Annotated in this window: 25 protein-coding genes; 19 read left to right on the top strand and 6 right to left on the bottom strand. The window is 37.6% G+C overall.

The features are described 5' to 3' along the window. Positions 1-24: 24 nt before the first annotated feature. On the bottom strand, positions 25-879 hold the full coding sequence (locus OSO01_RS18790) for a MerR family transcriptional regulator (RefSeq protein WP_147212019.1): 855 nt from the start codon (positions 877-879) through the stop codon (positions 25-27). A gap of 299 nt (positions 880-1,178) precedes the next feature. On the opposite strand from OSO01_RS18790, the gene sda reads away from it, so the two are divergent. Beyond that, positions 1,179-1,355 carry a sporulation histidine kinase inhibitor Sda gene (gene sda / locus OSO01_RS18785; RefSeq protein WP_147212018.1) on the top strand — a complete coding sequence of 59 codons (177 nt, stop codon included), beginning with the start codon at positions 1,179-1,181 and terminating at the stop codon, positions 1,353-1,355. A 274-nt stretch (positions 1,356-1,629) separates the two neighbouring features. Continuing rightward, entirely contained in the window at positions 1,630-1,989 is a 360-nt protein-coding gene (locus OSO01_RS18780; RefSeq protein WP_147212017.1) for a Lin0512 family protein, read from the top strand. Positions 1,990-2,358: 369 nt separating this feature from the next. Here the strand turns inward: OSO01_RS18780 and OSO01_RS18775 are convergent, their stop codons facing one another. After that, entirely contained in the window at positions 2,359-2,958 is a 600-nt protein-coding gene (locus tag OSO01_RS18775) for a TetR/AcrR family transcriptional regulator (RefSeq protein WP_147212016.1), read from the bottom strand. A 308-nt stretch (positions 2,959-3,266) separates the two neighbouring features. Between OSO01_RS18775 and OSO01_RS18770 the strand changes: the two genes are divergently transcribed. From OSO01_RS18770 to OSO01_RS18755, 4 genes are all read left to right on the top strand, one after another. Continuing rightward, positions 3,267-4,148: an ABC transporter ATP-binding protein gene (locus OSO01_RS18770; protein ID WP_147212015.1), complete on the top strand. Its 882-nt coding sequence runs from the start codon at positions 3,267-3,269 to the stop codon at positions 4,146-4,148. 25 nt (positions 4,149-4,173) lie between these two features. Continuing rightward, positions 4,174-5,787: an ABC transporter permease gene (locus OSO01_RS18765; protein ID WP_147212014.1), complete on the top strand. Its 1,614-nt coding sequence runs from the start codon at positions 4,174-4,176 to the stop codon at positions 5,785-5,787. A 208-nt stretch (positions 5,788-5,995) separates the two neighbouring features. Then, the gene (locus tag OSO01_RS18760) at positions 5,996-6,304 is read left to right on the top strand and encodes a PadR family transcriptional regulator (RefSeq protein WP_147212013.1); all 309 of its coding nucleotides are present in this window, start codon (positions 5,996-5,998) and stop codon (positions 6,302-6,304) included. Positions 6,305-6,322: 18 nt separating this feature from the next. Next, positions 6,323-7,516 (top strand): chromate transporter, encoded by a 1,194-nt coding sequence (locus tag OSO01_RS18755; RefSeq protein WP_147212012.1) that lies wholly within the window; start codon positions 6,323-6,325, stop codon positions 7,514-7,516. A 98-nt stretch (positions 7,517-7,614) separates the two neighbouring features. Here the strand turns inward: OSO01_RS18755 and OSO01_RS18750 are convergent, their stop codons facing one another. Together OSO01_RS18750 and OSO01_RS18745 are read right to left on the bottom strand one after the other, a co-directional pair. After that, the gene (locus OSO01_RS18750) at positions 7,615-8,307 is read right to left on the bottom strand and encodes an aspartate/glutamate racemase family protein (protein WP_147212011.1); all 693 of its coding nucleotides are present in this window, start codon (positions 8,305-8,307) and stop codon (positions 7,615-7,617) included. A 53-nt stretch (positions 8,308-8,360) separates the two neighbouring features. Beyond that, complete coding sequence (locus OSO01_RS18745) at positions 8,361-9,569, bottom strand: trans-sulfuration enzyme family protein (protein ID WP_246145227.1); 1,209 nt, start codon at positions 9,567-9,569, stop codon at positions 8,361-8,363. A 136-nt stretch (positions 9,570-9,705) separates the two neighbouring features. Here OSO01_RS18745 and OSO01_RS18740 point away from each other — a divergent pair, with 136 nt between their 5' ends. From OSO01_RS18740 to OSO01_RS18700, 9 genes are all read left to right on the top strand, one after another. Continuing rightward, positions 9,706-10,584 carry a LysR family transcriptional regulator gene (locus tag OSO01_RS18740; protein ID WP_147212009.1) on the top strand — a complete coding sequence of 293 codons (879 nt, stop codon included), beginning with the start codon at positions 9,706-9,708 and terminating at the stop codon, positions 10,582-10,584. Between the two features lie 142 nt (positions 10,585-10,726). Continuing rightward, a complete protein-coding gene (locus tag OSO01_RS18735; protein WP_147212007.1) occupies positions 10,727-11,122 on the top strand; it encodes an SRPBCC family protein in 396 nt (131 codons plus the stop codon). Between the two features lie 337 nt (positions 11,123-11,459). Next, positions 11,460-11,807, top strand: coding sequence for a metal-sensing transcriptional repressor (locus OSO01_RS18730; RefSeq protein WP_246145226.1), 348 nt, complete (start codon positions 11,460-11,462; stop codon positions 11,805-11,807). A gap of 75 nt (positions 11,808-11,882) precedes the next feature. Further along, positions 11,883-12,089, top strand: coding sequence for a copper chaperone CopZ (gene copZ / locus OSO01_RS18725; protein ID WP_147212005.1), 207 nt, complete (start codon positions 11,883-11,885; stop codon positions 12,087-12,089). Positions 12,090-12,175: 86 nt separating this feature from the next. Next, entirely contained in the window at positions 12,176-14,602 is a 2,427-nt protein-coding gene (locus tag OSO01_RS18720; RefSeq protein WP_147212003.1) for a heavy metal translocating P-type ATPase, read from the top strand. A 1-nt stretch (position 14,603) separates the two neighbouring features. After that, positions 14,604-15,191, top strand: coding sequence for a YdhK family protein (locus tag OSO01_RS18715; RefSeq protein ID WP_147212001.1), 588 nt, complete (start codon positions 14,604-14,606; stop codon positions 15,189-15,191). Between the two features lie 73 nt (positions 15,192-15,264). After that, a complete protein-coding gene (locus OSO01_RS18710; RefSeq protein WP_147211999.1) occupies positions 15,265-15,924 on the top strand; it encodes a DUF8832 domain-containing protein in 660 nt (219 codons plus the stop codon). A 36-nt stretch (positions 15,925-15,960) separates the two neighbouring features. Then, positions 15,961-16,239, top strand: coding sequence for a glutaredoxin family protein (locus OSO01_RS18705; protein ID WP_147211998.1), 279 nt, complete (start codon positions 15,961-15,963; stop codon positions 16,237-16,239). 136 nt (positions 16,240-16,375) lie between these two features. After that, positions 16,376-16,996 (top strand): NAD(P)/FAD-dependent oxidoreductase, encoded by a 621-nt coding sequence (locus tag OSO01_RS18700; RefSeq protein ID WP_147211997.1) that lies wholly within the window; start codon positions 16,376-16,378, stop codon positions 16,994-16,996. A 152-nt stretch (positions 16,997-17,148) separates the two neighbouring features. On the opposite strand, the gene OSO01_RS18695 is transcribed toward OSO01_RS18700, so the two are convergent. Beyond that, a complete protein-coding gene (locus tag OSO01_RS18695) occupies positions 17,149-17,682 on the bottom strand; it encodes a sodium/glutamate symporter family protein (protein ID WP_246145225.1) in 534 nt (177 codons plus the stop codon). A 106-nt stretch (positions 17,683-17,788) separates the two neighbouring features. Further along, on the bottom strand, positions 17,789-18,403 hold the full coding sequence (locus tag OSO01_RS18690; protein WP_147211995.1) for a TetR/AcrR family transcriptional regulator: 615 nt from the start codon (positions 18,401-18,403) through the stop codon (positions 17,789-17,791). Between the two features lie 246 nt (positions 18,404-18,649). Here OSO01_RS18690 and OSO01_RS18685 point away from each other — a divergent pair, with 246 nt between their 5' ends. The 4 genes from OSO01_RS18685 to OSO01_RS18670 all read left to right on the top strand — a co-directional run bounded on the left by OSO01_RS18685 (position 18,650) and on the right by OSO01_RS18670 (position 21,883). Further along, positions 18,650-18,862: a cation:proton antiporter regulatory subunit gene (locus OSO01_RS18685; RefSeq protein WP_147211993.1), complete on the top strand. Its 213-nt coding sequence runs from the start codon at positions 18,650-18,652 to the stop codon at positions 18,860-18,862. A 408-nt stretch (positions 18,863-19,270) separates the two neighbouring features. After that, positions 19,271-19,969 (top strand): universal stress protein, encoded by a 699-nt coding sequence (locus tag OSO01_RS18680; protein WP_186813707.1) that lies wholly within the window; start codon positions 19,271-19,273, stop codon positions 19,967-19,969. 45 nt (positions 19,970-20,014) lie between these two features. Then, positions 20,015-21,112: an RNA polymerase sigma factor RpoD gene (rpoD, locus tag OSO01_RS18675; RefSeq protein WP_371863310.1), complete on the top strand. Its 1,098-nt coding sequence runs from the start codon at positions 20,015-20,017 to the stop codon at positions 21,110-21,112. A 219-nt stretch (positions 21,113-21,331) separates the two neighbouring features. Continuing rightward, positions 21,332-21,883 (top strand): TetR/AcrR family transcriptional regulator, encoded by a 552-nt coding sequence (locus OSO01_RS18670; RefSeq protein WP_147211989.1) that lies wholly within the window; start codon positions 21,332-21,334, stop codon positions 21,881-21,883. The last annotated feature ends 38 nt before the right edge of the window (positions 21,884-21,921 follow it).

Below are 21,921 nucleotides of genomic sequence, written 5' to 3'. Positions count from 1 at the left end.
ATAAAGTCTATAGCAGCTATAGAGTCAATCTTTTTCTTTTAATTTAATTCTAAGTTCTGTTATAAAATCATCTTCTTCATAGGAGAAGTATCTATTAGGCAAAGAAACCTCGTAGACAGGCCCTGTAGTATTCAGTTTATTTTTACGAAGGTAATCATATAACGTTTTGTAGTATTGAAAATATTGAGCCTCAGACCATTGAAAGCAAATGCAGATATACCTTCCTTCTGAAATATGTTTTTTTGTTATATCTGATTGTGATTCTTCAGGTAATTGTTCATCTCCAAGTAAGGTTGTATAGATACTGGAATAAATAATGTGATCAGTACCCTGATAGTCTTTCAAATCATAAACACATCCATAGAAGTTATCAACGGACCTATTTTTCTGTGTTTCTAATAAGTATGCCAAATCACGCATGTATACGTCCGGATTGCCGTAAGGGGTAAGGTCTGTTGTAGAGAGATGCAGCTGAACCTGTTCTGCTACAGAACGGGTATAAATTTGTCCATGTGGCCGATTTGCTAACGTGTTTTGTTCTTTTATCTGGAGTTTGCGGTGATGAAGCATTCTTTGGGCTTGTTTAAGCTGATGTATTTTATTATCAATAATATCCCCTTGCTCCTCTAAAAAAGGCAGCATTTGTACGGCGTCTTTTTTCATTACTTCTCTAATTTGATTTAGTGGTGTATCTATATATTTTAGGTATTTTATAATATCCAGATAAAAGAATTGTTTTTCATGATAATATCTGTAATTACTTTCAGGATCTATAAAAGCGGGTGTGAATAAACCCATTTTATCGTAATATCTTAATGTCTGGATAGGAATATTATTTAATTTAGCCGTCTCTCCAATAGAGTACAAATTTTTGTACATATAACATTCTCCTCGTTTGGTTAATCTCTTTCTAATAATAAGGTAAACAATCGCTCTAACAAAAGAATTTAACTTCAAATAAGAGCATCAAGACATAGTCATTGCTATTATTTCTGCGAAGTATATCCCTGTTTGTTTATATTGTGATTATTATAAAGTCATGAAAAATGTCGTTTTCTCAGTATTTATTGTCGCAATATTTTGCCCTTTTTGTCTCACTTTGTAATATTTTAGATAGATTCTACTTCTGATTATTCAAAAATCAAAGGATTCAAAATGCAAATGTGGGAGGAATATCCATGAACAGTCTCAGGCATTTGTCAGATGAACTCTTAAAGGAGTCTCTGAGAAATGCAACCGAATTAAAGCTGGAACAGAATTTTTGTACAACTTTAAAGAATGAAATCAAGAAACGGGAAGAAAGCAGTGGGGAAAAATACTACGAAAGCGGTGACATGAAGAATACTTTAGAATGATGATAGAGATAGAATAATTATAGTTTCATCGCTCTGTAATCAGTAATTGTCGAAATCAGAAGTAGAATCCTTCCAGCCTTATACTGAGGCTGGAAGAGGCAGCGTTCGTACTGAATTGTACGTAACGCTGTCTTTTTTTATAGCTAGGTCATTATTTGTATATAGGCGGGCAGAGGAAGCATAGTTTTTACTTTTTCAAAAAACGGGTATATGTAGAAGCAAGACATTCATGTGTTATAAAGAAATATTGAATAATCTGGGAGGAGAGAAAAACATGGAACAAATGATATTTATTCAGACAGGTACAGGAGTAGATTTACATGGGCAGGATGTCAATCAGGCAGCAGAACGTGCTGTTATCAACGCGATTTATACTAATTCAATGCCAGGCATTCAGAACAGCCTGCCTGATCAAAATCTAAATAATATGAAGGTAAATGTGAAATTAGGTATTCCTAGGGATATAGAACATTTGGATGAGGAAAAAATTAAAAAATTGGTACCGTATGGAACAGTAACGGTGGAAAAATTAGAGGGCGGATTAGCTACTACGAGTGGAATCTATTTAAGCGATCAAGAGGATAAAAATGATTTAATGTACATTGTTAATGCAGTAGTTGAAGTGGGATATTAGGAAGAATGAGAAGGGCATGAAGGCAAATCTTTGAGCAGTACCAGTATCCCATATTGGCATGAAATATGACTAGTTATGCAAAAGAAGTTGGGTGACCCCCAGCTTTTTTTGCGCCAAAGTATAAAACTCTCCTACTGCATAAGCGCAACTAACGGTTATCATTTAAAAGCTTGATGACTACTAAGTTTTATAATAAAAAAACCACCCTTTGTAAAAAGAGTGGGAAATTCCACAAGAACCAGTCACGAATCACAGAAATTACCTTAGCCAGGTTGGCGAGGCTTCTAGGTTAAGATAGCTTTTTTGAAGAAAAAAGGATTAAAGAGCCTAAAGCTGGTCAAAAGAAAATGTAGAAGAGCACTTTAAGCATTAATCTTTCTTCGGCGCAATTCCTTTAATTAACATTTCTGTCCACTCTTCCGTATAAGGTGCAATTCTTTCATATATCTGCGGGCTGGAAATTCCTTCTACAATCGCTTGAAAATACAAAAGCAGAAATTCATCTGAATATTTTAAGTCCACCTTTCCTTCTTTACGGCCCCTATGAAATAAATCCAGCATCATGCCGTAATTTTCCTGAGTATATTTTTGCATCATGACGGACCAGCCTTCCTCGTCTTTTTCCGTTAAATATGCCATCATTTTAAGATAGAAGGATTGATTAATTTGATTTAAAAATTTGATTTTATTTTGACTTAATGCAATGAGTGTTTCATCAAATGGCTTATTTTCATTCATAATATCACTTGCAGTATCGATCATTTTTTCTAAGTAATACTTAAAAACCTCATGAATAAGATTGTCTTTGCTGCCAAAATACTTAAAGAGGGTGGCTTTCCCCACATTGGCATGTTTAGCAATTTTATCCATGGTTATATTTTTGCCTACCTCATTTCTATTCATCAGCTCAAAGGCTGCTTCCAATATATTCTTTTTCTTTTCTTCTGTTCTTTTTTCAAAACCATTCAAATTTATTACCTGCTTTCTGTCACGCATTCATTTCAAAAATTTCTTCACAGAAGCGTGTTTCTTCCTATTTATTATATATGTCTAATTATGAACTGGCAAATAAAAAATAGTATTTATCTTATTGACTAATGAATAATAAAGGAATAATATTGAACTACAAAATATTATTATGGTTTAAAATTTTATTTTTAATGCATTAAAATGAACTAAAATCATATTAATAGTTTTATTCGGATGTATTACGTTCTTAAATGAAAAAGCAAGCTAAAACAGGATATTAAATTGCAGAAAGAAGGAGTGTCAGCATTATGACAGAAATTGTGAAGATAAAAGGTCTGCAAAAGAAGTTTGGTAAATTTCAGGCGTTAAGTGATGTGACATTCAGAGTTGGAGCAGGAGAAGTTGTCGGCTTTATCGGCCCCAATGGAGCTGGTAAATCAACAACAATCCGTGCTTTATTAGGAATTATCAAGCGCGATGCCGGGAAAGCAGAGATTTTTGGAAAGGACGTCTGGAAGGATAGCTTGGAAATTCATAAACGTATTTCATATGTTCCAGGAGATGTTGCACTTTGGGGGAGCCTGACAGGTGGAGAAATTATTGACTTGTTTATGAAGCTGCATGGCGGCGGAGATAAGCAAAAACGTGATTATTTAATTAAACGTTTTGAATTGGATCCGAAGAAAAAATCGAAAGGGTACTCGAAAGGCAACCGTCAAAAGGTTGGGTTAATTGCAGCATTATCCGTGGATTCTGATTTATATATTTTTGATGAGCCGACTTCCGGACTTGATCCTTTAATGGAAGCAGTTTTTCAGGAGGAGGTAGAAAAAATCAAGGAAGCAGGGAAATCTATTTTGCTCTCTTCTCATATTTTGAGCGAGGTAGAGCGTTTAGCTGACAGGGTTGTTATTATTCGTCAGGGGGAGATTGTAGAATCGGGGACATTGGATGAATTAAGGCATCTGACCCGTTCTGCTGTAACCTTAGCAACGGAAAAAGATGTTTCGAAAATGGAGACTGTAGAAGGTGTGCATGATTTTATGCAAAAAGATAATCAAGCAACCTTTTCTGCTGACAACAAGTATATCAATGACATTTTAATGGAAGCAACCAAGCTGGGTGTGAAGAAATTTGAAGCGGTTCCGCCAACACTTGAGGATTTATTTATGCGTCATTATGAGGGTTAAGCGTTGATGGGGAGGTGAAAGAACAATGAAAGAAAAATTTGCACGATGGGATATATTGTTTTTGCAATATCTGAAGCGTGATTGGAAAAAAATTATTTTTTGGATTCTCGGAATTGGCTTATTTTCAGGAGGATTTGTACCTGCTTTTGAAGAAATAGCAAAAGGGCAGGGTTTGATAGGGATGTTTGAGACATTGCAAAACCCGGCGATGGTTTCCATGGTTGGTCCTACCCCGGTTGAAACAGCGGCTGATTATACAATAGGCGCGATGTATGCGCATGAAATGTTATTGTTCTGCGGTTTGTTTGCAATGATTATGGCTGTTTTACACGTGATTGGACATACACGTAAGGAAGAAGATCTCGGATTGACAGAGCTGGTACGCTCCTTTCAAATTGGACGGCAGGCCAACTCACTTGCGGCAATGGCAGAGGTTGTTGTCATTAATATCATATTAGCGCTTTTCATTAGTGCTCTGCTTATCGTTTTTAATGTAGATACGATTTCATTCCAAGGCTCCTTTTTATTTGGAGCATCTATTGGAATGGCTGGTGTCATTGGAGCAGTAATCGGCCTGGTGATGGCGCAAATTATGCCGGCTTCCTCCAGTGCAACAGGTTCTGCCCTGGGAATCGTTGGTCTGCTTTATATTGCTCGTGCCGGTACGGATGTTTCCAATGTGGACTTTTCTATGTTTAATCCGCTCGGCTGGACGTACTTGACCTATCCATTTACAGATAACAACTGGCTGCCGATTATTTTTGCCTTGATTTTCAGTGTTGTGATGGTAATCCTTGCTTTTGCGCTCGAGGGCGGTCGTGATATAGGCGCTGGTTATCTGCCGGAAAGAGAAGGACGGGAAAATGCAAAAAGGTCTCTATTATCTGTTCGGGGATTATTCATCAAGCTGAATAGAGGAGTTACTATCGGCTGGCTGATTGGTTTTGGAGTAATGGGCGCTGCTTACGGTTCCATTTACGGAGATATGCAAACCTTTCTGGAAAGTAATGAGATGATGAAGCAAATGTTTGCCCAATCTGGTGTATCCATTGAAGAATCTTTTACTGGTACGATTATGATGGTGATGATGGTGTTAGTTTCGATTCTGCCGATTGTGGTTGTGAATAAGCTTTTCGCTGAAGAAAGCCGTCAGCATTTAAGTCAGCTTTACGCTACCAAAGTCACCCGGGGCCAATTTTATTGGACGACAATCGGTTTAGCTGTTATTGCCGGATTAATCGGTACGCTGCTAGCTGCGGGAGGGCTTGGCGGTACAGCTATTTCAGTAATGGAAGACAGTGCTGCAATGGATATCAGTGATTTTCTGGCAGCGGGTTATAACTTCCTTCCATCGGTTTTATTCTTTACGGCATTGGCAGCTTTAGCACTTGGCTGGGCTCCTAAGCTCGGGAAGGTTGTTTATGCGTATCTCGGTTATTCCTTTATCTTAAATTACTTTGACAGTATTTTGGACTTACCGGAGTGGTTTTTAAAAACAGCTGTACAAAGCTGGATTCCACAAATGCCGACAGACAGCTTCGATGCGCCTGTGTTTATTACGATTACCGTAATCAGTATCGTTCTGATGATTGTTGGTTATCTCGGCTATAACAGACGGGATATGATAGAAGGAGCTTAACCCTGAGTAAGTAAATATATGTTTAAATATTAAAAGTCAATTTGATCCATATGTATATGGGGCGGATTGGCTTTTTCTATATTCGATTCGTTTGTAAAGTTTATGTAAAGTCTTATTGTAATGGGTTGCAAGGGTTATGTACCGATGATAAATTAATAACGAAATCCGATATCAAGTTTCGATATTGATAATGCAGGAGACGATTCCATTGGAAGATAAATTATTAAGAAAGTTATTTTTAGGATTTATGCAAATACATATTCTGTATCATGCAATGGAAGAACCTATTTTTGGTGCATGGATGCTGGGTGAGTTGAGAAGGCATGGCTATATGATAAGTCCTGGCACCCTGTACCCAATTCTTCATTCCATGGAAAAGGATGGACTTTTGCGTATGGAGGAACGTAATGTAGACGGGAAAATAAGAAAATATTACACTGCTACAGAAAAAGGGGAGGAGGTTCTGGTGGAAGGCCGGGAGAAGGCATATGAACTGTTTAAAGAAATAATAGATTGATAGGAAAGGGTGTGTAAAATGAAGCATAGTGAAGAAAAAGGAAAATTAAAGCTTCTATTAGAAATTCTGTTTATTTCTGCACGGCTGGGATTGACATCCTTTGGCGGACCGATAGCGCATCTTGGATATTTTCATGAAGAATATGTCCGGAAAAGAAAATGGATGGATGAAAGAAGTTACAGCGATCTGGTTGCCCTGTGTCAATTTTTGCCGGGGCCTGCCAGCAGTCAAGTCGGCATAGGAATCGGCGTCATGCGTGGAGGGGTACCCGGAGGAATTCTTGCTTTTATCGGCTTTACACTTCCTTCTGTACTGGCATTAATTATACTTGCTTTGTTTTTACAAGGCTCATCTATGGAAGGAGCCGGTTGGATTCAGGGACTAAAAATTGTCGCAGTAGCTATAGTGGCGCATGCGATTTTGGGAATGGCCCCAAAATTGACACCTGATTTAAAGCGCAAATCGATTGCATTGTTTGCTTTAATAATAACTTTATTATGGCAAACTGCCTTTATACAAGTTGGTGTTATTTTACTAGCAGGACTGATTGGCTATATAGTTTATAAAAATCATGCTGATAATGAGAAAGCGGATTTTATTTTCCCGATTTCCCCAAAGCTGGGGGTAATCTGTTTATCGTTATTTTTTGGACTGCTTGTTTTTCTTCCTATTTTAAGAGAGATGACCGCATTGAATTGGATTGCTATGTTTGATAGTTTTTATCGCTCTGGATCTCTTGTTTTTGGTGGAGGACATGTTGTTTTGCCGTTGCTGGAGCGTGAATTTGTCCCGACAGGCTGGATGGACGAAGCTTCGTTTTTAGCTGGCTACGGGGCCACACAGGCAGTTCCCGGGCCATTATTTACATTTGCTGCCTATATCGGAGCTGTTATCAGCGGGTGGAAGGGTGGATTAGTAGCAACTGTGGCTATTTTTTTACCGGCATTTCTGCTTATCTTAGGCGCACTGCCTTTTTGGAATCAAATAAGAAGCAATCAGAAAATGAAAGGTGCGCTTATGGGTGTGAATGCTGCTGTAGTAGGAATATTAATTTCCGCTTTCTATCATCCTATTTGGACGAGCGCAATTCTTGAGCCGATTGATTTTGCTTTTGCTGCCATCCTTTTTAGTATGCTGGTTTACTTCAAGCTGCCTCCTTGGATCATTGTTGTGACTGGAGCTCTTGGGGGTACGTTTATATCCATGTTATAAAGTGAATTCTAAAAACAGTGGGCCACGAAGAAGAACCCGCTGTTTTAGGATGATAGCTGAAGCTGTTTCACCATATAATGCCAAGCTATTAAATGTGATTAATTTCCTAACGCTTTATGAACAGCCTCTATGGCATGTATTTCAGCAGTATCAAATAAAGGTACTTCGGAATCCTCCTGCTTAATTAACATTCCAATTTCCGTACATCCCAGAATGATTCCTTCTGCACCCTGATTAATTAAGTGATGGATAACTTCCTTGTAATCGTTTCTTGATGATTGTTTAATATTACCCAAACACAGCTCTTCAAAGATAATCTTATTAATTATTTCTCTTTCCGTATCGTCAGGTATTAAAATGTTTATCCCATTTGACTTGATCCGTGCTTTATAAAAATCCTGTTCCATCGTGTATTTGGTGCCCAGCAATCCAACTGTATGCAGATTGGACTTTGCTATTTGATTGGCGGTTGCATCTGCAATATGAAGGACAGGAATTTTAATTCTTGCTTCTATATCCTTCACTACTTTATGCATGGTGTTCGTACAAATAACGATAAAATCTGCTCCTGCTTTTTCTAATGAATAAGCTGCATCTCCTAATCGTTTCCCTGCTTCGTCCCATCTGCCTTCTGCCTGGAATTGTTCAATTTCTTCAAAATCAACGCTGTATAAAAGACATTTAGCAGAGTGTAATCCACCTAACTTACTTTTAACTTCTTCATTGATGATTCGATAATATTCAGCTGAAGATTCCCAACTCATTCCACCTATCAGGCCAATTGTTTTCATAAGAATACCTCCGCTATCTGTTAATTTTATTTCCCCCTCTGATTATCTCATTATTATACTTTCAATTCTATATCAACCTTCGGGCGGACCATTAAAGCCTGCTCCAAATCATTGATTAAATCCTTTGCATTCTCTAAGCCTAAAGAAAGCCGGATTAATCCATCGGTAATCCCGAATTTTTCTCTTTCTTCCATCGGGATAGAAAAATGTGTCATGGAAGCGGGATGCTGCACTAAAGTTTCAGGATCTCCCAGACTAAAAGAAATAATAATCAGCTTCAGCGAATCAATAAACCTTTTTCCAGCTTCTTTTCCGTCTTTTAATTCAAACGATACAATTCCTCCCATGCCCTTCATTTGCTCTTTAGCAAGTTCGTGCTGAGGATGAGATGGCAGCCCGGGATAATAAACCTTTTCCACCTGCGGATGATTTTCCAGAAATGTTGCAATTTCCAGTGCATTCTTGCAGTGGCGCTCCATCCGTACACCTAATGTTTTTAAGCCTCTTAAGATTAAAAAAGCATCCCAGGCGCTTAATACCTGGCCAAGATCACCCATCAGGCTGTTTCTCATAAAGGTTATGTCATCAGAATTTCCCACAATAAAACCGGCAATCGAATCCCCATGTCCATTTAAGTATTTGGTTGCGCTGTGTACCACGATATTTGCCCCTAATTCAAGCGGATTCTGCAGATAAGGAGACATGAATGTGTTATCGATGATAAGCGGAATTCCATAAAGCTTGGAAATTTCGGAAATCTTTTTGATATCCAGTATGGTTAAATGGGGATTGGAAGGCGTCTCAATATAGATGGCTCTCGTATTTTCTTTGATATGATTGTGAATAAATTCAGGATTGGTACAGTCAACAAAGTTATATTCGATTCCGTAGCGAACGGCGATATTTGTTAGAAATTTATATGTACCCCCATAGACATCCTTTGTTACGACTACATGGTCTCCTTGTTTTAAGTAAGCAAGCAGAGCAATAGAAATAGCAGCCATCCCGGAACTGACCCCAAGCGCTGCCTCTCCACCTTCTAAGGAAGCAATTTTCTCTTCTAATGAAAAAAGGGTAGGATTACCGTAGCGGCCATAATAAACACCTTCTTTTTCCCCGGAAACAACCGCAGCTGCAGTGTCCGTATCAGGAAAAGCGTATGCTACTGCCGGAATGATTGGCTCTACTACAGCTCCTGAATGTGTCGCACCCCGTTTACTATGGTGGATTAAAGCGGTATCAATATCCCAATTATTTTTCAAGAAAAACTCCTCCTCTAAAACTATAAATACAGTAAGAATACTATTCTGGCTTTATTATAAATATCCTATAAATATTAATCAAATGAATATTTATGATATAATACATGAATAAAATTAATGTGAAGGAGGTTATATTTTGACACTTGCAAGGTACGAAATTTTTCGTTCAATTGTTGAAACTGGAGGCTTTTTTAAAGCAGCTAATGTATTAGGTCTTACACAATCAGCTGTCAGCCATGCGATTTCAAGTCTGGAGTCTGAATTTGGCTTTACACTTTTAACAAGAGGACGTTCCGGAGTGAAGCTGACGAATAACGGAGAAAAAATGCTGCTTCATGTTCACCGGATTTTGAATTCTTATGAACAGATGATGCAAGAGGCAGCGGAAATTGAAGGAGTTAAAACAGGAATTGTCCGAATTGGAACATTTCCAAGTGTCTCCATAAATTGGCTTCCTAAAATAATTAAAGAATTTAAACAGCAGTACCCCCATATTGAAGTGAAGCTATTAGAGGGAGATTATGATGATATAAATAAATGGATTTTAAATGGAAGCGTTGATTTTGGTTTTCTTTCCTTACCGGCAGACAATATATTCGATACTATTCCATTGAAAAAAGACAGGATCTTATGCGTCATGTCCAATCAGCATCCGCTCAGCAATCAAAAGACCATTACGTTTGAACAATTAAAGGAAGCACAATTAATTATGCCTAAAACAAACATCGATAAAGACGTGAGGGATATTTTAAAGGAAAATAATATCACACTGAGCATAGGTTATGAAATGGAAGAAGATCAGGCTATCATTGCGATGGTTCAAAACAATTTGGGGATTAGTATACTTCCTGAATTAATTTTATACAGGCTGCCGGAAGATATTCGGATTAGAAGCTTGGAAAAAGAATACTATCGGACAATTGGGATGGCTGTACAATCCTTGGAAAAAGCGGCACCTGCGACAAGAGTATTTATGGAAACTGTGCAGGAATGGATTGAGGAGAATTATGTTTAGTAAGGAAAATAGGATAGGAAATGATTTTATTTAGGGGACATGACAAGCTGTTAATAATCAAAATGGGATCTTCAGAGGGAATCAGCGCAGCTCATATATGCTATATTTATACTAACCCCAGATTGAAAGGTTGGATAAACAGATGAATCATAATAAAAGTTCCATACTTATTCTCGAAAACGCCGAAACTGTTTGGAATGCTATTACAGATGATGAAAAATTTTCTGAATGGTATGCTCCAGGTTCAACGTGGTCAATTCCTGAGCTTGAAGTTGGAAAGCAGGCAAACTTTACGCTTATGCCAAGTGCTTATAATAACCTTCAAGAAGGGGAAAGCATTCCAATGAGCTTTGTAATAAAAGAGATGAAGACGAATAACGTTTTTTCGCTTTATTCTGAGGATGACGAATTTCTGCTTGCATTCGAATTAATTTCTCAACCTGACGGAACACAAGTTACCGTAAATATGGAGGGGTTTGAGGAGTCTCTGGAGAATTTGAAAGCTTTTCTTGCTGGGAAGGAATTACCCTATGCATAAAAGCAGTTAAGATGTTAAAGTGTTATACAATATAGCTGCAGGATATTATTCAACATAATATTTTAAAGGAATAACCAGTTAAAAATAATCGAATAATAAATAAAAAAGCTGAAAAGTTCTAAATTAAAAATAAAACTTTTCAGCTTTTTATTTTAGTGTTTTTAAATATAAATGAATATAATCAAGTACTTTATACATACTATCTGACGGTATACCAATTGAATCCTGTTTTCCTATGTAGATAAAATAATTTGACATACCATATAGGGGTATATTATGATAAGTTTATAAACAAATTAGTCTTAACTAATCCTTGAAATAAGAGAGGAGAATAGATATGGGGAAAACAGCGGAACAAATGAATCCGATAGATCAGAAGAAAATGTGTTGTATGGAAGAAGGAGAAGAGTCCGGCACGCATATGCCGGATGAGCTTCAACGAAATTTAATGAATCGCATGAGCCGGATTGAAGGACAGGTCAAAGGAGTTAAACGAATGATTGACCGGAATGTATATTGTGATGATATTTTAACGCAAATGTCGGCGGTACAATCTGCACTGCATTCTGTTTCACGCCTGCTTCTGGAAAGTCATATAAACACTTGTGTCATTGAAAGATTAGAGAATAAAGATCCAGAAATTGTGGCAGAATTTATGACAACAATTTCAAAAATAATGAAATAAAAAATTTTATTATTGACAATACCTATCTGGGGTATGGTAATATGAAGGTGGATTAAAAATTAGGAGGTAATTTACATGGAAAATATAACACTTAATGTACAAGGAATGTCTTGTGGCCATTGCGTCAATTCTATTGAAGGAAACGTAGGAGAATTAGATGGAGTTGAATCAGTAAAAGTGCATTTAGAAAATGGAAAAGTAGATGTAACATACAATGCTGATAAAGTAGAATTAAAAGATATTACAGAAGTAATAGAAGAACAAGGCTATGATGTTGCTTAAATAAAAGGGAATAATCGTGCTGTTTCAGCACGATTCCCTTTTTGAAATTTCAATACCCCTATACGGTATATAAAGAGGTGAGAACAATGGGAGCACAAAAGGAAGTAAACTTACAAATACAAGGGATGACTTGTGCTGCATGTGCTAATAGAATTGAAAAAAGTCTCAATAAAATAGACGGTGTGGAAAATGCAAATGTCAACTTTGCTATTGAAAAAACAAAAGTTGTTTATGATCCTGACAAAACAAATGTACAGGATTTTGAAGATAAAATTGAGAAATTAGGCTATCACGTTGCACACGATAAACAAACATTCGATATTTCGGGTATGACCTGTGCTGCATGTGCTAATAAAATTGAAAAACGTTTAAATAAAATGGAAGGCGTCTCTAACGCTTCTGTTAACTTTGCTTTAGAAAATGTGGCAGTAGATTATGATCAGGGTCAGGTCACTGTCAACGATATGATGGAGGCAGTAAAAAAGTTAGGATACAGCTTAAAAGTGCAGGCATCTAAAGAAGAAACAGCAAATAATAAAGAGGAAGAAATTCGTCATCAGACAGGGAAATTTATCTTTTCAGCTATTTTGACATTACCATTATTGTGGACGATGGTAACACACTTTGAGTTTACGTCGTTTATCTATTCCCCGGATATGTTAATGAATCCGTGGGTACAATTAGCTTTAGCTGCACCTGTACAATTTATTGTCGGGGCACAATTTTATAAATCTGCATATAAAGCACTGAAAAACGGCAGCGCTAATATGGATGTCCTTGTCGCATTAGGTACATCGGTTGCTTTCATTTATAGTATTTTCTTAGGGATTGAGTGGCAAATACAAGGCCAGGTTGGCATGCCAGAGCTTTATTTTGAAGCAGCTGCAGTAATTATCACTTTAATCCTGCTTGGAAAACTATTTGAAGTTCGTGCTAAGGGAAGAACAGGTCAGGCAATACAAAAATTGCTTGGTATGCAGGCAAAAACTGCCCGTGTGATAAGAAATGGGGAAGAACAGGAAATTGCAATTGAAGAAGTAATCGTTGGCGATACTGTTATGGTTCGTCCTGGTGAGAAAATTCCTGTGGATGGCCAAATCGTTAAAGGGGAGTCCGCAGTTGATGAATCGATGATTACTGGGGAAAGTATCCCTGTTGATAAGAAAACAGGCGACGCAGCTATTGGTTCCACAATTAATAAGAATGGATTGTTAACCATTGAGGCTACAAAGGTTGGTAAGGATACGGCCCTTTCTCAAATTGTAAAGGTCGTTGAGGAAGCACAGGGAAGTAAAGCTGATATTCAGCGCGTTGCTGACCGTGTATCTGGCGTATTTGTTCCCATTGTTGTAGGAATAGCACTGGTGACCGGGCTTGTATGGTATTTCTTCGTAGCACCTGGTGACTTACGTTCTGCTTTAGTCCCTGCGATTACAGTATTGGTTATTGCCTGCCCTTGTGCGCTTGGTCTGGCTACTCCGACATCTGTGATGGCTGGTTCAGGAAGAGCAGCAGAGCTGGGAGTCTTGTTTAAAGGTGGAGAGTATTTAGAAAATACACGTAACCTGAATACGATTGTTTTAGATAAAACAGGAACGGTAACCAAGGGGGAACCTGAATTAACAGATGTTCTTCCAGAAAAAGGATTTTCAGAAGAAGAAGTGCTTGCTTTAGTGGCTTCTGCTGAAAATAATTCAGAACACCCGCTTGCAGAAGCAATTGTAAAAGGTGCAAAAGCAAAAGGTGTTCAGATTAGAGAAACCGATTCTTTTGAAGCAATACCGGGATACGGTATCCAAGCTTCTGTAGATGGAAAAATGATTTTTGTCGGTACAAGGAAACTGATGAAACGGGAGAATATTGATGTTTCTTCTGTAGAAGGTAACATGGCAAAGCTCGAATCAGATGGGAAAACAGCGATGTTAATCGGTTTGGAAAATCAATTAGCGGGCGTTATCGCAGTTGCTGATACAGTAAAAGAGACATCTAAAGCGGCTATTCAGAGAATGCACGAGCAAGGGCTGGAAGTCATTATGCTGACCGGGGATAATCAAAGGACTGCCAACGCAATCGGAAAACAGGTAGGAATTGACCGTGTAATCGCAGAAGTAGTACCGGAACAAAAAGCAGATGAAATAAAAAATCTTCAACTGGAAGGTAAAAAAGTAGCTATGGTAGGTGACGGTGTTAATGATGCACCGGCATTAGCTGTAGCAGATATTGGAATGGCGATTGGTACAGGAACAGATGTAGCGATTGAAGCGGCTGATATTACACTGATGCGCGGCGATTTAAATAGTGTGGCAGACAGTGTAGAAATTAGTGCGAAAACAATGCGTAATATTAAACAAAACCTGTTCTTTGCCTTCTTCTATAATTCAGCTTCCGTTCCGATTGCAGCAATTGGACTGCTCGCTCCATGGGTTGCCGGAGCAGCAATGGCGTTTAGTTCTGTATCTGTGGTACTAAACGCATTACGATTACAACGTTTAAAGCTGAAAGGAGGCCAATAATATGTCCATCAAGAAATGGGTTTCCTTAGGAATTATCTATGTAGCAGCTGTTTTCGCGGTTTTTGCTATTATTACCGGGCAAAATCCGCTGGCAAGTGGAGAAATGGAACGCAATGAACACGCAGGTGAACATGAAGGGATGGACCACTCAGCTGAAGAAATGTCCAGTTCTGGGGATATCCCTGCTGGCCTTCAAGAAGCAGAGGACCCGACATTTGAAGTCGGCAGTGAAGCAATAATCAGTGCCGACCATATGCCAGGAATGGACGGTGCTGTTGCGAAAATCTCCGGTGCGTTTAATACGACTGTTTATACCGTATCTTATACGACAGATGATGGGCAGGAAATCGAAAATCATAAGTGGGTTATCCATGAAGAATTAGAAAATCCAGATGCTGCACCATTAGAACCTGGTACGGAGGTTGTATTGCATGCAGACCATATGGAAGGAATGCATGGTACTCATGCAGAAATCGATTCGGCAGATGAAACGACTGTCTATATGGTTGATTTTGAAACAGCAGATACTGGAGAAAAAGTCCAAAACCATAAATGGGTAACAGAGGAAGAGTTATCACCGGCAGATTAAGTTTTATCGCCGTGTAACTAACCGCAAGATTTCTGTTTCAAGATATGAAAGAAAATCAAAGGAGGAAGATAGTATGGATCATAGTCATCATCATTCAGGTGAGTCAGAGGTAAAAGCAACGGTAACGTATAAGAGTGGAAAAATATCTATAGCCTTAGAGGATAGTACCGGAAAAGCGCCCGAACTGGCCTTGGCACACGAAAAAGAAATGCATTTTATTATGGTATCCAATGATTTGGAGCATTATTATCATTTGCATCCAGAAAAAGAGCAGGAAGGACTTTATACGATTAACCACTCTTTAAATGATGGTACGTATCAAGCCTTTGTTGATATTACGCCAAAGGAAAAAGCATATCAGGCAGCTCCAAATACGATTCAGGTCGGAACGAATGAAACAGGTAAAGCCGCCTTAAAGTCTGACGATAATTGGACCAAAGAAGTGGATGGAAAAACTGTTACGTTAGAGAATGTCAAAGCAGAGGCTGGTAAAGCAGTGCCTTTAGATTTTAATATGCACGGAGAAACTCCTGAGCCGCATCTAGGGGCTTTAGGTCATGTGGTCATTGTGGATGAAGCTGCAGAACAATATATCCATGTTCATCCGGATTCAGATGACACAACAACATTCCATGCTCATTTTCCGAAGCAGGGAATGTATAAAATTTGGGCAGAATTTCAATTTGGTGATAAGGTGCACACTTATTCATTTATTATTGAAGTAAGTAAATAAGCAATTGCATCATACCTGGGGGAGGGAAGTTAACAGATGGCTGAATATCATTTGGAAATCTATACAAGACCGACTTGCTCAGATTGCCAGGACTTGAAAAATTTCTTGGAAGAACATCAAATCCCGCATAAACAATACGACTTAGCAAAGCAGCCTGAAAAAGAGAAAGAATTAAAAAAGATAACAGGAAACAGAATCGTCCCCGGCATCGTTTTTTCTCGATCTTCTATGCTGGGTTTAAGGAAAAAAGTGAAGAGTATGACTGGATTTGAGCAAAATAAAAAAGAATTTAAGAAGCTGTTAGAAGTCAGCTGACAGAAATATACAGATCCCATAAAGAAATTTGAAGAATATTTTATTTCTTTATGGGATCTAATTATTTTTATCATTATAAATACCTTACAGGCGTATTGTATAAAAGATGATAAAAGTAGGGATAGGGGGACTCCATATGGAAAGTGATGATAAAAAAATAAAAATAGCTGTCAATGGAGGTATTGGATTTGGATCAAAACTAAATGCCAAGCAGCTGCTGACCATTTCCAAATATATGGATGGAAATGAGGAGCTGGAATTAACCACTTTTCAACAGCTTTATATTGAAATTGCAGAAAACAAAAAAGAAGAGATTATAAAGGAATTTGAAAGTGTAGGATTAGCTTGTTATCCAGTCGGAAGTTATGTTAAGAGCCTGAAAACCTGTAATTTCTGTAAAGGGGAAGAACGGGAAGGGATGCCTGTAGCGAAAGAGCTCAATAAACGGTTTGCAGGCAAACAAGTTCCTTTTACATTAAAGATGGCTTATACAGGTTGCCCGATCGGCTGTGGAGAACCAATGATCAGTGATATAGGCGTGATGAAATTCAAGGATCAATACAATTTATATGTAGGCGGAAAAGGCAAGGGTTTTGATGCAGAAGTTGGGATGCTTTTGAAAGAGAATCTCGAGCCGGAAGAATTATACGAAATTGTAGAGAGAATTATTGATAATTATTCACAGTTTGGCAAGAAAAGAGAGTCTTTCTTTAAATTCTGGAGAAGAATCGGGAAGGATCAGTTGGTAAAAATATAAAATGAAGCTTCACTCAGTGGGAGCTTTGCGAACGCTTCTTCGTGATAAATAAGCGTTTACGGCTGCTAATTTAATTGCTAAATCGTATTTTGCCATATAAAACACCCCTAGAATTAGATTTTTGGTCTAACTCTAGGGGTGCATATCAGCCATCAGCTTGGTGTGTTTTCCTTATTACCCTGTCCCCACCAGCCTGCTTTTTTGTAAATGACAATAACAACAGTAGTGCCAAGAAGGAGTATTACTGGAATCAACCATGTGAATCCAAGTGCAAAAAGAATTGGGGCAAAGGTAACAATAATAATATCAACAGGTGCAACACCTACATAACCCAATGCATAATCTTCAGGGGTCCGGCTTTTCAATTCAGGATCGACAATTCGTAAAAGTGCAAGTCCCATAGCCACAGTACCTGTACTCCAGCCCCATCCGAAAATAGATTTTTCCAGCCAGAAATCTCTGAATACATTTGGGCCGACGAAACGGAACATAATATATGCCCACAGTGTTCCAAATGCAAATAATAGAAGAAGAGAGTACAAACCATACATCAAATAACGCCCTAATGTAATTTCCAATGATGAAAAAGCAGAAAGCATATTCGGAATCAGAAAAGCCAATCCCCAAGCTGCTCCTGCAACCATACCAAATATAACTCCCAGAAAGGATGAATGATTACGGTTCAAGACTGTCCTCCTTCCTATAATAAATCCGCATCGGCAGATTATTTTTAAATCCTATAGTAATAAAATCTCTCCAAACTTATCTATCATAAGCTGATTAGTTTCGCCGTTAATCATGGGAATGAGCTGAGTCGTCAGAAGCAATTCCATAGAGGAAGGTATCGATCGCTTTTGCGTAAAGGTCAAGTGTTTCTTTCATGTTTAAGTCCCTGCAAATATTGTTTAATCCGTATAGTAAGGTATCAAAAATCTTTGCTAATAATAGAGAATCGTCTGTTTTAAACTCGCCGGAGGCTATTCCTTCTGACAGGAGTTTTTGACTGTAGGATATTCTGGTATTAATCGTTTTATAGAGCTGGTTTTGTATTAAAGTATTGGAATTTTCATGACTGAAAAATTCATCAGCAACATTTGTCAGAGGATGATTGTAATCGTTGATAACAAAATGCTTTGCGATGCCGTGCAGCTGTTCCGTTGTAGAGGAATATTGTTTTTTTTGTTCCTCCCATTGCTCCATCCATTCTTTTTCCCATTCGTCTAAAACGTAAATAAAAAGACCTTCTTTATTTTCAAAATGATAATAAATATTTCCTTTGCTTACCCCGGTAGCATCCGATATATTTTCAATGGATGTTGCTGTATAGCCTTTTTGAATAAAGAGATGCTTTGCGGCGTCAGCGATTTTCTTTTTAGTTAACATACTTTTGGTCTGTTTCTTGTTCAAAAAGCTCACTCCCTGTTTATTTCTAATCTTTGATTTTTGAGTTATTTTGGCTTTTGTTAAGAAAACCTGTCCATCAATTTAATATTCAATCTTACTTTTAATGGTTACTGACCAATTGTTCTAAATTTATCATAATTAAGATGTGGAAACAAGTAATCTTCAGCAGGATGTTTATTTATTGACCATCAGAGAACTCTATGATATTATTTTAGAACGATTGTTCAGTTTTTAGTCTGGGAGGGGATTATGTATATCATTTATAAAAAAGAGTTAGAGGGATTAGGTTTTGAATATGAGGTAAACACAACATTTGGTGATTCTTTTCAAGTGATTCAGCATTTAGATGGAATGTACGAAATCTTTTTTCAGGACGGCCAGGAAAAGACTGGATCGGTCTTATTGAATTCAAACGAAGCTAAAATATTATCCCGGCTATTGGACCCGGAACAGGAAACCTAATATCGTTTTAGTGACGGATAAGAAATTAAAGACAGCTTTTTCTGGTTTTTACGCGTGAAAGAACCTCATATAGAGCAGAACCAAGAAATCACAGCAAAGTTTTACAGCAGTTGATTCCTATGATTTATCAGATTTGATAAAATAGGGTCTATTTTTTTAGATTATTTTAGAACGATCATTCAGTTTTATTCAGAAATATAATAGAATTTAAAGTGAAAGGGAGGTGAAGAGTGTGACTGATTCAGATTCTGACCCCAATTTTAATAAAATTCCGGGTTAAGGATATACGTGTTTATCTTTGGAGCAAGGGCAAAGACGTATATCCTTAACCCTTCGAAAAATGCAGCTCTGTTTTCGAATATCTTCCAGATGGATAAAGTGTGTAAACAGAGTGCGCAAGGAGGAAAAATGACACTAAAAATAAGACATCATGTATTGGTTTGTTTAGAAGAAAAGAATTATAGCCGCAGAGTTCTCTTAAGAGGGGCTTCATTGGCGAGGAAATATGGTTATACCTTTGAAGTTTTATTTTTCTGTTCTATAGAAAGCGAATATACAATGTTTCACTTATTAAATTTAGCAGAGAGCAAAAAATTAAGTGAAGAATTAGGAGCCGTCAGATTTATTGTTAAGCGGGTAAAAGATGAACGAGATACTGCAAGAGAATTAGTAGAAACTGCAAAAAATAATAATGCGAAAGAAATTATTATGTCAGGAGCACAGCCAAAAAGTAACTTGAAAGCATCGCTGTGGAGAAGAATATTTTTCTGTGATAAATACAACTATATTTTGAACCATCTACCAGATATCATTCTTGTTTTGATTAATCACCATGAATATAATCCTTTTGAAAAAGGAGAGTACAGAAATGGAAAACAAGCATTTCTGGTAAAGAAAAGCAATCATCCAATTGCTTATTTTCTTCGGGATAGGCCTTTTAGAGCGACAGATACTTCCGGACTCTTTTTTCAGAAAAAGGATACGGATGAACGTACCGGCATTTTTGCTTTTATCCGCAGAGGAAGGGTGAGATATGTTTATATATACCATGGAAAAATTGGTGATAGCACAGAGGACGCGTTGCAGCTAAAACATGCTTTGCAATAGTAAGTAGACTTTTAATAGATGAATTTGGAAGGGGCGGTAACCATGATTGTACAAAAATCTTCCCATACAATAGAATCAGCAGGGAGCTTAGAGAAAGCAAAAGAAAAATTAATGGAAATAAGTAAGAAACAAGATGTGCTTACGCATGAAAAAGTGGCTGTTATTTTATCTGAATTTGATATAGAACCTGAAAAAATAGATGAGGTTTACGAATACCTGGAAAAGCGGACTGTTCATGTAGTTGATGGTCCAGACGATGCGCATGAAATAGAGGAAATGAATTTCACTGAAACTAATGTTCCAATAGGAAACAAGCGAGGTGATTCTGTCCGGATGTATTTAAGAGAAATCGGCAACGTGGATTTACTATCTAAGGAAGAGGAAATTGAACTTGCTTTCCGTATTGAAGAGGGCGATTTAGAGGCAAAAAAAAGATTAATAGAAGCGAATCTTCGTCTCGTGGTTAGTATAGCCAAACGCTATGTTGGGAGGGGAATGCTTTTCTTAGATCTAATTCAAGAAGGGAATATGGGGTTATTCAAAGCTACTGAAAAGTATGACTACCGAAAAGGTTTTAAATTCAGCACCTACGCAACCTGGTGGATTAGACAGTCAATCACCCGTTCAATAGCTGATCAGGCGCGGACCATCCGAATTCCGGTACACATGGTTGAAACCGTTAATAAATTAATCCGTATTCAACGTTCCTTACTTCAAGATTTAGGCCGTGAACCAGCCCCGGAGGAAATAGGAGAAGAAATGGGGCTAAAACCGGATAAAGTAAGATATATTCTAAAAATTGCTCAAGACACCATATCTCTGGAAACGCCTATAGGTGATGAAGAAAGTTCATATTTGGGTGATTTTATTGAGGATGAGGAAGCAGAATCTCCTTACAACTATGCTGCAAACCAGTTACTAAAAGAACAATTGGAGGATGTGATGAGTAAGCTCCCTGTCCGGGAAGAAAGCATTCTCCGTCTCCGGTTTGGCCTGGATGACGGCAAAACAAGAACATTGGAAGAACTGGGGAAAGTATTCGGTGTAACCAGAGAGCGTGTCCGTCAAATTGAAGCGAAAGCATTGCGTAAATTAAGGCATCCGAGACGCAGCAAAAAATTGCAGGATTTTTTGGTAAGGTGATTAATAATCAGGTTACCTGAATAGAATGCTATATTATCGCTCTGTCATTTTTTACAGATGGAGCGATAATATATTAATAAAACATAATAGGTTTATTGCTTGTGAGAATCCTTTTGGAACAGTCATCTTTATTTAGATTCCTCTATACAAGCTTGTTGTTATCTAATAGCTGATATGTTAAATTTATAATGACCGTTCTATATAAAAAGGAGTTATGATATGAGGAAATCTCAGAAAAAAGCAGCCATTATGCAGACAGCTGAAGAATTATTTTATGAACATGGGTTTCATGCAGTCGGTGTGAAAAGTATATTGGAGCAAGCCGGTGTAGCACCGATGACAATGTATTATCATTTTCAATCCAAAGAAGAAATGATCAAAGAAATATTAATGCAGAGAGAAGAGCGGTATTTTCAATTGCTGGAAGATAAATTGAATAAGGAAAACGGTGCTAATGCATATATCCGATCATTAATTCATGCGCACATTGATTGGTTGAGTGCTGCTGGTTTTAATGGATGTTTATTTCTAAGAGCAAAACAGGAGTATGAAGGTGTAAATGACGAAATTGCTTTGCTGAGCAGAGACCATAAAAAGAAACTATTAAATAAAATTGACAATGATATGAAACATCTTCAGGCTGCCCCATCCCTTAGTATACAAATCTCTATTATATTAGAGGGATTAACATCAATGGACCAAATACTCGGTCTGGATAAATTAAAAGATATTGCAATGGATTTGGTAAGAAGTCTCGAAGCTACTGAATGATATATTTGATAAATATAGGGGAAAGAATAGGGATTTTA

It is taken from the genome of Oceanobacillus sojae, assembly GCF_007991515.1.
Classification (GTDB): domain Bacteria; phylum Bacillota; class Bacilli; order Bacillales; family Amphibacillaceae; genus Oceanobacillus; species Oceanobacillus sojae.
Note: the sequence above shows the minus strand (reverse complement) of the source record. Positions and strands in the feature narration are given on the sequence as shown.

Coding starts and splice junctions, on each gene's coding strand:
- OSO01_RS18770 (WP_147212015.1), top strand. CDS start 3,267: ATGACAGAAATTGTGAAGATAAAAGGTCTGCAAAAGAAGTTTGGTAAA.
- OSO01_RS18765 (WP_147212014.1), top strand. CDS start 4,174: ATGAAAGAAAAATTTGCACGATGGGATATATTGTTTTTGCAATATCTG.
- sda (WP_147212018.1), top strand. CDS start 1,179: ATGAACAGTCTCAGGCATTTGTCAGATGAACTCTTAAAGGAGTCTCTG.
- OSO01_RS18780 (WP_147212017.1), top strand. CDS start 1,630: ATGGAACAAATGATATTTATTCAGACAGGTACAGGAGTAGATTTACAT.
- OSO01_RS18700 (WP_147211997.1), top strand. CDS start 16,376: ATGGAAAGTGATGATAAAAAAATAAAAATAGCTGTCAATGGAGGTATT.
- OSO01_RS18750 (WP_147212011.1), bottom strand. CDS start 8,307: ATGAAAACAATTGGCCTGATAGGTGGAATGAGTTGGGAATCTTCAGCT.
- OSO01_RS18730 (WP_246145226.1), top strand. CDS start 11,460: ATGGGGAAAACAGCGGAACAAATGAATCCGATAGATCAGAAGAAAATG.
- OSO01_RS18790 (WP_147212019.1), bottom strand. CDS start 879: ATGTACAAAAATTTGTACTCTATTGGAGAGACGGCTAAATTAAATAAT.
- OSO01_RS18715 (WP_147212001.1), top strand. CDS start 14,604: ATGTCCATCAAGAAATGGGTTTCCTTAGGAATTATCTATGTAGCAGCT.
- OSO01_RS18755 (WP_147212012.1), top strand. CDS start 6,323: ATGAAGCATAGTGAAGAAAAAGGAAAATTAAAGCTTCTATTAGAAATT.
- OSO01_RS18720 (WP_147212003.1), top strand. CDS start 12,176: ATGGGAGCACAAAAGGAAGTAAACTTACAAATACAAGGGATGACTTGT.
- OSO01_RS18670 (WP_147211989.1), top strand. CDS start 21,332: ATGAGGAAATCTCAGAAAAAAGCAGCCATTATGCAGACAGCTGAAGAA.
- OSO01_RS18705 (WP_147211998.1), top strand. CDS start 15,961: ATGGCTGAATATCATTTGGAAATCTATACAAGACCGACTTGCTCAGAT.
- OSO01_RS18685 (WP_147211993.1), top strand. CDS start 18,650: ATGTATATCATTTATAAAAAAGAGTTAGAGGGATTAGGTTTTGAATAT.
- OSO01_RS18710 (WP_147211999.1), top strand. CDS start 15,265: ATGGATCATAGTCATCATCATTCAGGTGAGTCAGAGGTAAAAGCAACG.
- OSO01_RS18735 (WP_147212007.1), top strand. CDS start 10,727: ATGAATCATAATAAAAGTTCCATACTTATTCTCGAAAACGCCGAAACT.
- OSO01_RS18680 (WP_186813707.1), top strand. CDS start 19,271: ATGACACTAAAAATAAGACATCATGTATTGGTTTGTTTAGAAGAAAAG.
- copZ (WP_147212005.1), top strand. CDS start 11,883: ATGGAAAATATAACACTTAATGTACAAGGAATGTCTTGTGGCCATTGC.